General features: G+C 67.4%; 15 protein-coding genes and 4 pseudogenes. 9 read left to right on the top strand and 10 right to left on the bottom strand.

The features are described 5' to 3' along the window. Positions 1-443: 443 nt before the first annotated feature. The 5 genes and pseudogenes from ACFWP7_RS32815 to ACFWP7_RS32795 form a co-directional block, all read right to left on the bottom strand. Entirely contained in the window at positions 444-995 is a 552-nt protein-coding gene (locus ACFWP7_RS32815; protein WP_384388949.1) for a transposase, read from the bottom strand. Beyond that, positions 992-1531 carry a winged helix-turn-helix domain-containing protein gene (locus tag ACFWP7_RS32810; protein ID WP_384388946.1) on the bottom strand — a complete coding sequence of 180 codons (540 nt, stop codon included), beginning with the start codon at positions 1529-1531 and terminating at the stop codon, positions 992-994. The genes ACFWP7_RS32815 and ACFWP7_RS32810 overlap by 4 nt, the downstream gene beginning before the upstream one ends. Before the next feature lie 68 nt (positions 1532-1599). Then, positions 1600-1860 (bottom strand): annotated as a pseudogene (locus ACFWP7_RS32805) (tyrosine-type recombinase/integrase); the annotation flags it as partial. A 148-nt stretch (positions 1861-2008) separates the two neighbouring features. Further along, positions 2009-2131: an IS3 family transposase gene (locus tag ACFWP7_RS32800; protein ID WP_384388943.1), complete on the bottom strand. Its 123-nt coding sequence runs from the start codon at positions 2129-2131 to the stop codon at positions 2009-2011. A gap of 31 nt (positions 2132-2162) precedes the next feature. Further along, complete coding sequence (locus ACFWP7_RS32795; RefSeq protein ID WP_384388941.1) at positions 2163-2408, bottom strand: hypothetical protein; 246 nt, start codon at positions 2406-2408, stop codon at positions 2163-2165. A gap of 355 nt (positions 2409-2763) precedes the next feature. Between ACFWP7_RS32795 and ACFWP7_RS32790 the strand changes: the two genes are divergently transcribed. Then, positions 2764-3348 carry a DUF4352 domain-containing protein gene (locus tag ACFWP7_RS32790; protein WP_384388938.1) on the top strand — a complete coding sequence of 195 codons (585 nt, stop codon included), beginning with the start codon at positions 2764-2766 and terminating at the stop codon, positions 3346-3348. Between the two features lie 278 nt (positions 3349-3626). Here ACFWP7_RS32790 and ACFWP7_RS32785 read toward each other — a convergent pair whose 3' ends face one another. Beyond that, the gene (locus ACFWP7_RS32785; protein WP_384388935.1) at positions 3627-3932 is read right to left on the bottom strand and encodes a hypothetical protein; all 306 of its coding nucleotides are present in this window, start codon (positions 3930-3932) and stop codon (positions 3627-3629) included. A gap of 102 nt (positions 3933-4034) precedes the next feature. Further along, a pseudogene (locus ACFWP7_RS32780) lies at positions 4035-4543 on the bottom strand (DUF5753 domain-containing protein). Between the two features lie 186 nt (positions 4544-4729). Between ACFWP7_RS32780 and ACFWP7_RS32775 the strand changes: the two are divergent. The 4 genes and pseudogenes from ACFWP7_RS32775 to ACFWP7_RS32760 form a co-directional block, all read left to right on the top strand. Continuing rightward, a pseudogene (locus ACFWP7_RS32775) lies at positions 4730-5019 on the top strand (restriction endonuclease); the annotation flags it as partial. 152 nt (positions 5020-5171) lie between these two features. Further along, positions 5172-5450 carry a CopG family transcriptional regulator gene (locus ACFWP7_RS32770; RefSeq protein ID WP_384388933.1) on the top strand — a complete coding sequence of 93 codons (279 nt, stop codon included), beginning with the start codon at positions 5172-5174 and terminating at the stop codon, positions 5448-5450. Then, positions 5447-5872, top strand: a complete 426-nt coding sequence (locus ACFWP7_RS32765) for a PIN domain-containing protein (protein WP_384388930.1) — start codon at positions 5447-5449, stop codon at positions 5870-5872. Before ACFWP7_RS32770 ends, ACFWP7_RS32765 begins: the two co-directional genes overlap by 4 nt. Positions 5873-6407: 535 nt before the next feature. After that, positions 6408-6929 (top strand): annotated as a pseudogene (locus ACFWP7_RS32760) (serine hydrolase); the annotation flags it as partial. A 432-nt stretch (positions 6930-7361) separates the two neighbouring features. On the opposite strand, the gene ACFWP7_RS32755 reads toward ACFWP7_RS32760, so the two are convergent. Next, positions 7362-7934 carry a TetR/AcrR family transcriptional regulator gene (locus ACFWP7_RS32755; RefSeq protein WP_384388927.1) on the bottom strand — a complete coding sequence of 191 codons (573 nt, stop codon included), beginning with the start codon at positions 7932-7934 and terminating at the stop codon, positions 7362-7364. 100 nt (positions 7935-8034) lie between these two features. Here ACFWP7_RS32755 and ACFWP7_RS32750 point away from each other — a divergent pair, with 100 nt between their 5' ends. From ACFWP7_RS32750 to ACFWP7_RS32735, 4 genes are all read left to right on the top strand, one after another. Then, positions 8035-9276, top strand: a complete 1242-nt coding sequence (locus ACFWP7_RS32750; protein ID WP_384388959.1) for an MFS transporter — start codon at positions 8035-8037, stop codon at positions 9274-9276. A gap of 83 nt (positions 9277-9359) precedes the next feature. Further along, positions 9360-9749, top strand: coding sequence for a nuclear transport factor 2 family protein (locus ACFWP7_RS32745; RefSeq protein WP_384388924.1), 390 nt, complete (start codon positions 9360-9362; stop codon positions 9747-9749). A gap of 147 nt (positions 9750-9896) precedes the next feature. Continuing rightward, positions 9897-10349: a hypothetical protein gene (locus tag ACFWP7_RS32740; RefSeq protein ID WP_384388921.1), complete on the top strand. Its 453-nt coding sequence runs from the start codon at positions 9897-9899 to the stop codon at positions 10347-10349. A 45-nt stretch (positions 10350-10394) separates the two neighbouring features. Beyond that, on the top strand, positions 10395-10673 hold the full coding sequence (locus ACFWP7_RS32735; RefSeq protein ID WP_384388918.1) for a hypothetical protein: 279 nt from the start codon (positions 10395-10397) through the stop codon (positions 10671-10673). A 93-nt stretch (positions 10674-10766) separates the two neighbouring features. Here the strand turns inward: ACFWP7_RS32735 and ACFWP7_RS32730 are convergent, their stop codons facing one another. Together ACFWP7_RS32730 and ACFWP7_RS32725 are read right to left on the bottom strand one after the other, a co-directional pair. Then, positions 10767-11018: a hypothetical protein gene (locus ACFWP7_RS32730; RefSeq protein ID WP_384388915.1), complete on the bottom strand. Its 252-nt coding sequence runs from the start codon at positions 11016-11018 to the stop codon at positions 10767-10769. Between the two features lie 41 nt (positions 11019-11059). Then, the coding region (locus ACFWP7_RS32725) for an HAD family hydrolase (RefSeq protein ID WP_384388912.1) at positions 11060-11746 on the bottom strand (687 nt) is incomplete at its 5' end.

The raw sequence follows: 11746 nt of genomic DNA, 5'->3' as shown, positions 1-11746 counted from the left end.
CGCCGGGATCACCAGTTGTCAGCCCTCACGACACCACGCTTTGAAGGTCAGTAACCCCCATGGTCTCGTAATGCGTCGATTCCAGATTCGAATCCTGGCCAAGTACCACTCAAGAGCTCGACGTCCCTCCCCTGGTCGAGTACGTCGTGAGCGAACTGCCCGCCGGAAGCCTGTAGGTAGCTGACGAGGTGCGTTCCGCTGGGAGCCATCTGGGAGCCGATCTGCTCTCCAAGCCCTCCCGACACCACATCAAACCCGCCGACACCGACCCCTTGACCTGCTGAAATGCTAGGAAGGCAGGTGTCGATTTTGCCCGACCCTCATTCGGGACGAAGAGGTGGTGGGTTCAAATCCCGCCACCCCGACACTGGTCAGAGGCCCATTCGCATGATCGCGAGTGGGCCTCTTTCATGTCCGGGGAGCCAAACAGGGGGCCAAACGAATTACTGAGCTTGAACTGGGGTTGTCGTTGGGGTGAGGGATAGTCCGGTTCCGGCGAGGCATCCGTCGATGAGACGGGGGCGGTATTGGATCTTTCTCATCCCGTGCCGGATGGTCTGGATCAGGTGTTCCGGGGTCGTGAACGCTGTGTTGGAGAGCCAGCTGCGCCGCAGCAATGACCAGATGCCCTCGACCGGATTGAGGTCCGGTGCGTAGGACGGCAGTTGGTAGACGGTGAGCCACTCTTGTCTGGCGGTGAACTGCCGCATCCCGTAGGCCAGATGGACATTCAAGTTGTCCCAGACCAGCACGATCGGGCCGCCGAGCTGGGCGTGGGCAGTGATGAGCAGGTCGCGGTAGTCGGTCCAGGCGAAGCTCTTGCGGCCGTCGCGCCGGCCGTCGTCGCGGCGGGGCCGATAGATCAGCCGGGAACGTTCGCCGGGCTTGTAGCAGGTCAGCGCGGCGATCGAGATGCGGCGGCGGGAGCGGCCGCGGACCCGGATGACGGGCGTGTGCCCGCGCCGGGCCCAGGTGCGGGCAACCGGCGGCGTCATCGAGAAGCCGGACTCGTCCTCGAAGACGATCCATGCGCCGAGCGCCGCCGCGGTCCTTCCACCTGTGGCCAGGTCTCCTTCACCCAGCCGGTGACCTGGTCCTCGTCGCGTTCGACGGCCCGTCTCGCCGGGACCTGGCAGGAGAAGCCGTGCCGGATGAGCAGCTTGCGGACCCCCTGCAGGGTGTAGCTCTTGTGGAAACGGCGGCCGATCACGGTCTTGATGCGGGACAGTGTCCACCGCTGGTCCGGCCAGCCGTATGCGACCGGGCCCTTGGCCAACTCCGCTTCCAGTACGGCGAACTGGGCCTCACTCAACCGCGGTGGCGAGGCCGAGCCCGCCGACCGCAGAGCCCGCGGACCGCCCTTGTCCCATACCCGCCGCCACCGCTGGACCGACCGGGCACTGACCCGTAACTCCTTCGCGATCGCCGAGCTCTGCCCGCCCCGGGCGAACCGCTCGGCGGCCATCATCCGGATGCTCTCGCGGAACTGCCGGCGCTCATCCGACAGACCTCCGCCCTGCGCGTACCTCATGACACCGGACTACCGCGAGGATCAAGCCCTGTCAGCATCAACGACAACCCGAGTTCAAGCTCAGTAAGTCAGGCCACCGCGTCACCCTCTTCTTGATCTTCGGCATAGATATCGTCCATCGCCTCAGCCTCCTTCATGATCACGGGTTGGAGTTGCTTGCGGTAGACCGCTTCCGTGGTGGCCCGGCTGCTGTGACCGACCAACAGGGCGATCGTCCCCAGGGGGATGCCGTGATCGGAGAGCTGAGACACGAAGCTGTGACGCAGCTCCCGTGGGGTCAACTCCGGGTTCAGCCCCGTCTTCTTCACGATCATCTTGAAGTCGCCCCGGCCGTGGGCCGCATCAGGCGGTTCACCGCTGCGGGTCGAGGTTCCCCCGGCGTGCGGGAGGTGCTGATCAGTTGGTCAGGGAGGGTTGACGGGGTTTCAGGTTCGTTCGTTCGGCCGTTGCCTGGTTGGCGTAGTGCTTCTCCTCGAACTAGATCGGGCTGAGGTAGCCAAGCCGTTTCTGGATGCGCCGGGAGTTGTAGGAGCTGTCGATGTACTCGAAGAGCGCAAGGTTGGCTTCAGCCGGGTGGTGAAGGTGCGGCTGCTGATGCACTCGGTTTTGATGAGCATCCAGAGGTTCTCCGCTAAGGCATTGTCGTAGGAGTCGCCAGGTCACGCCCGTACTCGATCGCCGCGACGAGGTACGGCGTCGCGCTGGACAGACCTCGCGTCACGAGCCGGGTCACGTACTCCGGGCCCAGTGCCATCGCGTCGTACAGCGCGAGCCCAGTCTGCCGGGTCTGCTTCTCCAGCAGCGTCATCGCGCCCGCGAGGCCCTGCCCGCGGGCGGCGGTGATCTGGGCAGCCGCGCCCGACTCCCGTACGGCCAACGACAGCGCGTCGCACGTTCGGTCCCGGCCGCCCTGAGGCGTTCTTCTGGATGCAGACCCGCAGCAACATGGCGTGATGCCGCGTGATCGCCCAAGTCCGGGAGGGCACTGCCGGCCCCAACCGCGTGAGCGCGGTGGCCAGCATGACCGGAGTCGCGGAAGGCGGTTGCGTCCGGATGGGCGTTGGGATGGGGGTTTACCAGCGTCGTCACCGGCGGAGCCCAAGAGTTTTGCCCTCGAAGGTCGACGTCAAGCACTCACTTCTCGAAGTGCGCATCCTGGTGATCAGCGGGATCATTTATCTCGCCTCTACTGTCCGCGCGCTTCTGGGCGCGTTGCCCCATGGGGAGGTCCGATGCGCCGCGCGCTCACCCTTGTACTCTCCGGGCTACTTGCCACCGCGGTGGCCTGCTCCGCAGACGAGAAGGTCACTACTACACCGGTGAGCAGCGCACCGGTACAAGAGACGCCTGCAACGGAACAACCGATATCCACGCAGAGTCCCACGCCGTCACCGGCATCCTCCGCCGCCGTCGGAGACACTCTCGACCTCACCGGCAACGGCGACGGCGAGCAGCTGGCTGTCACCGTGGTGAAGGTGGTGGATCCGGCGGGTTCAAAGAACGAGTTCTCCACTCCGGAGGCAGGCACGCGGTTCGTGGCGGTCCAGTTCCGGCTGAAGAACACCGGAACCGCGGTCTACGACGACTCTCCAAGCAACGGCGCGAAGGTCGTGGACGCCCAGGGCCAGCAGTTCGACGCAACGATCGAGGACACAACCGCTGGCCCCTCGTTCCCCGCAAGCGTCACTGTCGCGCCAGGCGACACCGGGCTGGGGTTCATCACCTTCGAGGTTCCGACAGCCTCCAAGATCGCCAAAGTACAGTTCGCGTTGAACAGCGGATTCTCCGGCAACACTGGTCAGTGGAATGTGCCCTGACACCACCAGACGCCGCACTCGCTCTCAACGGTGGCTCCTCCGGCGCCCCTTCCGCTACTGCCCCGGCCCTGGACGGCGACTTTGGCCGAGCAACTGCAATCGCACGATTCGCACCACGGTGAAGGAGCCCGAAGCGACTGCTGTGACCTGCAAGCAGTAGCCATTGAGCTGGGCGTCCCGAGACGATTCCACCACCGCAAGATGATCGTCGACCCGTACAGCTGGTGTCCTGAGCGACGGGGAGGGGCACAGATTGGGCTGTTCTGGGCAAACAGGCATCACTGATCGCCGAACTCCGCGACCGTGGCCGCATGAACGAACGCGGATACTTGGAGAGCGTCGAACAGTTCGCGCTCTACCTGTCCGAGCTCCAGAGCAGCCTGGTTCCCGAGTCGTACGCGCTGCTGCTGCGCATCCTCAAGGTCACGAACGAAGCGGTCGTGCACCGCGACGCGAACTTCGAAATCCTCATGTCCGACCGGGAACAGGGGTTGTTCACCGCCGAGTTCGGTGAGGCACTGAGCCGACTGCTGGGCCTGCTGGCGCCGATCGGGATGAACACGCTGGTCGGCCTCGGCGCCCACGCCAATACGACTCCCAACGCTTCCTCCACCGACGGGCGACCGACGACCGGCCCCCGAGAGGTCGAGGTCGTGCTGAGCGTGGGCGGAGGGGGTGGAGGCTGTTCACGGGGTGAGCTCCTTGCTGATCTGTGCGATGCGGGTGCGGGTCTCCGACGGGCCGAGGGCGCAGGCCCTCAACTGGTCGAAGATCTCCGTGTAGTTGTCGACGTCGTCGTCGGCCTCGAGGTACACGGAGTTCTTGGGGTTCTCCAGCCACACCAGGGTCGGGGTGGGTGCAGGGAAGGTGAGGATGACGAACGGGCTGTACAGGCTGGGGTGGGCGCCGAGCGAGAAGGGCAGCAACTACACCGTGACGTCGGGCAGTTCACTCGCTTCGGTCAGCGCCTGCAGCTGGTCGCGCATCACGTCCGCCGAGCCGACCGTGCGCCCCAGCACCGCCTCGTCGCGGATCGCCCAGAGCTTGGCGGGGTGCTCGCCGCCCAGGCGGCTGTTCTGCCGCTCCATGCGGACCTTGACCGGGACTCCACCTGGGGGGCGTGAGTTCCATACGCAATCTGGGAGATGACGGCCCGCGCGTAGTCCTCGGTCTGGAGGAGGCTCGGTACGAGCATCGGCTGGTAGTTGGCGAGCGACACCGCGCCGGAGTCCAGTGCCAGGTAGCCGTCGTAGCGGGTTGCCGTCAGGACGGTCGAGTGTTCCGATGAGGTACGGCCAGATCTCTGACCAGAACATCACCAGCGTGACCAGCAGCAGGGCGCCATCGTCGAGGATCACCTTCCACTGCCTGTGTGCAGATGCTTCGGCGCGAGCCGTCGCTGCTCGGCCGGATAGCACGGGTCCTGCTCGACCTGCACTTCCCGCCTTCGCCCCACAGCGACCTCTGCGAAGCCGACGGACTGGAACTGGAGCCGACGGAGGCCGGACAGTTCCCGGCCGGGCGGAGGCAGCGGGATCCACAGATGCGGGACGCGGGAGCTGGTTCCGACGACCTATGAGTACCGGTGCGCCTTCTGCGGATACGACGGCAGGATCGGCGCGGTGCCCCGGTCGGACGGAGGCCGCATATGTGCGCTGGTGGGCGCCCGGCGACCTGGGCCTCCCCCGTCGCACTTCGGCGTCAGCCCGGGGTGGACGTGCATCGTTCCCGCCGTGCCGACGGGGCCGTCTGACCGAGTAGGCCGAGCGTCGATCGCGTGACCCGCTGGTAAGGAGCGTGACACCAAGAGTATGGTCTCTTGTATGGCGACGAAAAAGGTAACGGTGACGATCCCCGAGGATCTCCTGGACGAGATCCGCGCGGAGGCGGCAGAGCGGGGCCTGTCTGCGTACGTCGCCGAGGCGCTCCGCTTCAAACGTGACCGGGACCGGCTCCAGGAACTGGTCGGCTGGCTGCAGGAGGAACACGGCCCCGTCACTGAGGACGAGCATGCGGCAGCCCTCGACGAGCTGGAGGAACTCGACGCCGAACACGAGCGGCGTCGAAGCGCCGGAAAGCGCAACGCCGGAGAGGCTGCGTGAAGAAGCGAGCCGGTGAGCGTGGACAGCGGCCGCTCCGTGTCTTCGTCCTGGACTGTGAAGCCCTCTCCCTGGCAGTGCGCGGTGATCGGAAGATGATCGCCTGGCTCGACCTCGCGGCGCGAGGGGAAGCCGAGGTGGTGACGTCCCCGATGACACTCGTCGAGGCATACGACGGGAGGACAACCGAACAGCGCTGGGACTGGGTACTCTCCCGGCTCCAGGTGGTCGACATCGGGAAGGACGAAGCCCGCCAGGCGCGCCGACTCCTGGCCGACGCCAAGCTGCACGGCCACAAGTACGCGATCGACGCCGTACTCGCGGTGATCGCGCGACAGCAGAAGGGACAGGTCACCGTCTTCACCTCGGACGTCGACGACCTGGAGAAGCTGGTGCCGGACACGATCGTCGTCAAAAAGGTGTGACACCGGCGTGGGGCCGTCGCTGTCCAGCGAGGTTCTCCTGGGAGCCAATCCGTTCCCCAAACGCCTGTGACACCACGCCGGGCCGATCCACACCCACCCACTGACCTGGGAAAACGTCAATCAGCCCGGTAGCGGTCTTGCCCGACCCTCATTCGGGACAAAGAGGTCGTGGTTTCAAATCCCGCCATCCCGACAGCTGAAAAACCAAGTCAAGGGCCTGATCCTCTCTGAGGGTCAGGCCCTTCCTGCGTCTCCGGAGAGCGTTTGGGAGAAATCTGGGAGAAGGTCTTGGCCGGGGTCTCCCAGGCAGTCCGGCCTCTCAGTCAGCGCACAGCAACCATCGCGCTGCTGAACCTGTACGTTCGCCAATCAGTGTCCGAAGGTGCCCACACCAGGGACACCTGAGGTTGACCCGTGGACGCGGTATCCCCTCACCTGCAGATCCCACCTATTTTTACGATCACGCAACCGGGGGCCGGGCGGGAGGCATGGCCGCTGAGGCGGCGAGCCGGCAGAAGGAGCAAGCCTCAACCACCTCTCCGAAGAACGAACTTGGCAGTCGCTCGGCATGCACTCAACCCGCTTCGGGCCGCTGCCAGCTGAGGTCGCCGCCCGCTGCGCGCCGACCGAACTTGACCAGGACATCGATACGCACCTCAAGGGCGTTGCCCACGACTGCTCCGCCCGACTCCTGGGCGGAGCATGCGGAATCGCCGGCGCCTTCACAGTCCTCGACGACTCGCCACCTTCCTGCGCTACACGCTCGACACCACGGCCGCTCCGCCACGGGCCGGGTTCGGCCCGGCGTGGACCGCAGAATCACTGACCATCCAGACCGGATTCCTGGAAACCGTACGCGGACTGTTCTGGCACCCGCCCGCGGCACCGCCCCCGCCAAAGACGTCTGGGTCCACTACGGCTTCACGGGAACCGAATGTCGATCTCACCCGGCCAACGGCGGTGGGCCGTACTCCTGGCCAACAAGCGCTACTACACCCGCGACCGCCAACCTTTGACGGACATCCGCAATACCTTCCCTGGGCTTGCCTTCGACTGAGACGGCGGCCTGCGCAGCAAACAGGCTCATCCCGCGCGGTGAGTCCCTGTCGACGGGCTTCTCTGGACGGGCGTCGAAAAGGCCAGGGGCGCCAGCGCGGTTCGCCTCCATGCGGCCCTGCTAGCTGCACTGAATCCTGCAGTGGCACGCCTCAGAGGTCGCGCGGTTGCCCCAGACCCTGCCGCTGGTCCCGGTACCAGAACGGAGGGCGTTGGCTGCGGCCAAGTGCGCCTCGCGGATCAACGTCATGACGGGCAGCATCTTCTGTCCCGCCGAACGGACACGAACGGCCCCTCCCCTCAGTGGCGAGCTGCGGCTGCAGCACACACTCGATATCGCTGCGGGGCCCCACTGCTCGAATATCTGAGCAGAGCCAACTTGGGGGTGCGGCTTCCAAGGAGACCGCAGTCGCGGAGGGGGCGCTGCGTGGCGTCAGTTCTGTGGAGGGGTTTCGCTGTGTCCGGGGAGGCTGCGGACTGCTTCGGCGATGGCGGGTCGCAGTTGTTCGAGGGTGCGGTCGGGGCCGAGGATCATGCGGCGGAGCTGGGGCATGGCCAGGCTCCAGCCGACCAGGCCGAGGGTGAAGAACAGCCGGCCGCGGGCTTCGCCGTCCGAGGCGGCCTGGGTGGCGCGGACCTTGTCCACGTAGTGCTGGGTGCGGGCCTCTTCGCCGGGGACGGGCTGGTCGCCGAGTTCGAGCGCCTCCCACATGAGCAGGCGCAGGGCTTCGGGGTGGGCACGGTGGTAGTCGAAGAGCCGCTCGGCATAGGCGGGCAGGTCCTCGTCGCCGGGCGGGACGGCCTGGGCGAGGTCGGCCATGAGGCGTTCCAGGACGGCGGCGAAGAGCTTGTTCTTGTCGCCGAAGTACTCGTAGATGGCCCGCTTGTTGGCCTTGGCCTCGGCGGCGATGCGGTCCACGCGGGCGCCGGCCATGCCGTGCTGGGCGAACTCCGCAGCCGCAGCCGCCAGGATCCGCTCTTTGGTTGCCTTCGAGTCGTACGCCATGCACTGATGTTAACGAACCAGTTCGTTTGACCGATCGCAGAGCCGTCTGCAACTCTCTCCTCAGCATCCGAACCATCTAGTTCGTTCGTTTGGAGTGATGATGCCCTGCCCTGATCCGCCACCGCCCTCCGCACCGGCCCTGTCCCGTCGGCTGCCGTTGGTCATGGCGCTGGCCTGCGGGGTCAGCGTGGCGAACGTCTACTTTCCGCAGGCCCTGGCGCCGCTCATCGCCGACGGCTTCGGCATCACGGCGGATGCGGCCGCGGCCGTGGCGACCGTGACGCAGCTCGGGTATGCGGTCGGGATCTTCTTTCTGGTCCCACTCGGCGACCGGCTCTCGCGCCGCCCCCTGATCACCGCGCTGCTCGCCGCGACCGCCCTTGCCCTCCTGGCCGCCGCTCTCGCCCCGGCCACCGGCGCCCTGCTCGCGGCCGGCGCGGTGGTCGGAGTGGCGACCGTGGTGCCACAGCTGCTGCTGCCCATGGCCGCGGGGCTGGTTTCGGCCGACCGGCGCGGCGCGGTCATCGGGACCCTGCAGGGCGGGCTGATCGGCGGGATCCTGCTGGCCCGCACCTTCGGCTCCACCCTCGGAGAGCAACTGGGCTGGCGCGCCCCGTACTTGGTCGCGGCCGCGCTCACCGTACTGCTGGCGATCGTGCTCCACACCGCCCTGCCGGACACCGCTCCGGCCGTACGAGAGCGCTACAGCGCCCTGCTCGCGGCCTGCCTGTGGATGCTGCGCACCGAGCCGGACCTGCGGCGCTCGGCACTTTTCCAGGCCACCCTCTTCGGCGGTTTCAGTGCCGCCTGGACCGCGCTCGCCCTGCTGATCACCGGCCCGCACTACGGCCTCAATACGCAGGTGGTCGGCGTGTTGGCGTTGATCGGGGCGGCCAGCATGTTCTGCGCCCCGGCCGCCGGACGGTGGGTGGACCGCAACGGCGCGGACCGGGTGAACCTGTGGTGCATCCTTGCCACCCTCACCGCAGCGGCCGTCCTGGCCGGAGGCGCGGCCGGCTCCTGGACGGGACTGGCGGCCCTGGTGGCCGGGCTGTTACTGCTCGACATCGCGGTGCAGTGCAGCCAAGTCGCCAACCAGGCCCGCATCTTCGCGCTGCACCCCGAGGCCCGCAGCCGACTGAACACCGCGTACATGACCTGCTCGTTCCTCGGCGGCAGCGCCGGGTCCTGGCTCGGGATCCGTGCCTATGCCCGGCTGAGCTGGCTGGGCGTGTGCGCACTCATAGGAGTACTCGCTCTCCTCGCGTTCACCCTCTACGTCACCGGTGCCCGTCGGCAGCAGGCCCGCGCTGCGGCACAGCCCGAACTGCCGGCCCGGTGAGCGGCGACCGGCCCCCGGCGCGGGCCCCTCCGGCCACCTCGGATCACTCCGCCCCCTCCACCCTCCGGTTCGAAGGATCCTTCATGACATACCCGGCCATGCCGCTGGCAGTACTCCAGTTCTTCCGCGCCTCCCAGCAGGGCGATGCCGATGCCTGGGCCCAGGCATTCGCCGCGGACGGCGTCTTCCACGACCCGGTCGGCACACCGCCCCTCACCGGACGTACCGCCATCCGCGACTTCATCGCCTCCGTACTGCCCAACTTCCAGCCCTTCCTCGGCCTCACCCCCCTGGAGGCGCACACGGTCGGCAACCGGGTCGCCGTCTCCTGGCGAGGCGCCGCCGTCGCCCTTGACGGCAAGCCGGTCAACTGGTCCGGCATCAACATCTACGAACTCGGCGAGGACGGCCTCATCCAGGACGCCAAGGCGTACTTCAACCACGCCGTCTTCCAAGCCCAACTCGCAAGCTAGCCCCGCACCAGGGCCGATTGAGGCCAGCTTCGACTGTCCTCGGCCCATGGACCTTGACCGAGGACAGTCGCAGGTTGATCAACCAGCTCGGGAGGCCGTGGTAAAACCCGGACGACAGGGCCCACCTCTGCCCGCCAGAATCCGGGCATGTCCACCGACCTGAACGGAATGATCGAGTGCAGGCCAGGAGCCCGGCTCTGGGGCGAGGATGACGAGGACGTCGTCTGGACGGCCGCGATCGACCTGTTCCTCCTCAACACCGGCAATGCCTACGACGCACTCGCGTGCCTCTTCGGAGTGCGCAACTCCTTCAGGTTCCAGCCGCTGGCCGAAGATCGCGGGCTGCCGGAGGACGTCTCCGACGGGGTGCGTACTGCCTTCGTCGCATACCTCGGGCCGGAGTACTCCCACGGCACCACCTGGATCACCGGGGCCGAACTGGCCGCTGCCGACTGGGACGAGACCGACAACTCCGGTGCGCACACCCGTCGCGCGGTCGCGGGAGACGCCACCCAATGGGGGCCGGTTTGGGAAGTGATGCGAACACTGGGTCGCCTACACGGCCCGGAGAACGTACGGCTCGTCGTCTGGTTCGATTGACCATCGAGCTGTCGCCGGACGGTGGCGGTGGGCCAGGATGAGCCGGTGAGGCGATGGTTCCGCAGCTACTGGGACGAAGAAGACACATGGTTCTACTTCGAGGTCGGCGACAACGACTGGGGGCGCCGACAGGTCGAACTCGAAGGACCGGCCCGGCGTCCCGTCGTCGCCGCTTCGGCGGAGAACGACGACGCCCGGTACGGCTTCACTGCGGAGTCGCCCGTCACCGATTGGGAAGGGCATGTCGAGGAGCCGCTGACCTTCGAGAAGTTCAAAGACGCATGGGCCGCAGCCCGGAGACACCTCGCGGCACCCGAAGCCTGACCTGCCGACCGACGATGCACAGGTCAGCGGCGCCGCAGCTCGTGTTCGTCGGTGAACAGTCCGGCAGGAAGCGGTGGCGGTCGTGCGCGTTACTCATTCCGGTCGGCAGTTCCCTCCACGGCCGGGTGGGTCAGTCCACTTCCCTGTGCCCTGGCGTACGGGCGCCTCGATGTCCTCGAAGGCGTCCTCTGCGACGACGGCGAGCGCCGTGTCCAGGATCTGCTTCGCGTTGCGGTAGTTGATGCACAGCACCTGTCCGCGGTCACCACGGATGTCGATATCCGCCTCCGCCAGCCGGAAGCCTCCCGGGCAGACCGCGCCGTTTCGGGCTCCGCGACGGAACACGCGCGTCGCGGAGCCGGTACGGGGTTCTCGCCCCGGGGGTCTCAGCAGACCGGCGGGGCGAGGGTGCCGTCGGGGGCGACCATGACGGGGTGGCCGACGGTGCGGAGCATCGGGAGGTCGGACGGGTGGTCCCCGTAGGCGTGGCAGTCCGCGGGGTCGATGTGCGGGTGGCGGGCGAGGAGTTCGCGTGCCAGGGTTCGTTTGCCCTCGCCGATCGCCGGTGGGCCGATGAGTCCTCCGGTCAGGACCCGGCCGCAGCGCTCCAGCCGGGCAGAGAGCACGAACCGTGCGCCGACCTCTTCGGCGACCGGACCGAGCAGGGGCGGGAACGTCCCGGAGACCAGGGCGACTGCCGCGCCTTCGGCGCGGTGGCGGCGCAGTTCGGCGGCGGTGGCCGCGATGTAGAAGTCCGCGGCCTTACTGCGTTCCGCGTACCAGCGGCGTGCCCAGGTCTCCAGCTCCACGACCGACCGGCCGCGCCATGCCCGGTGGTACTCCCGGTTGGCCTCCTCGCGCGGAAGGCCCCGGGCCACCCGCCCGTACAGGTCCACCAGGAACTCCTCGGCCTGCCGCGCCCCTTCGGGGCCGTGGCGGCCCTCCAGGTAGTAGCGGAGGAAATCGGCTGGGCTCGTGCACCGGATGAGGGTGTCGTCCACATCGCAGAACACCAGCCGCCGCGGACTCGGCTCGGAGCCTTCCTCCGGACTCCGTTCAGGACTCACCGGACC

Source organism: Streptomyces sp. NPDC058470, from assembly GCF_042721055.1.
GTDB lineage: Bacteria > Actinomycetota > Actinomycetes > Streptomycetales > Streptomycetaceae > Streptomyces.
The sequence above is the reverse complement of the archived record's forward strand: the minus strand, read 5'-3'. Positions and strand labels throughout refer to the sequence as shown.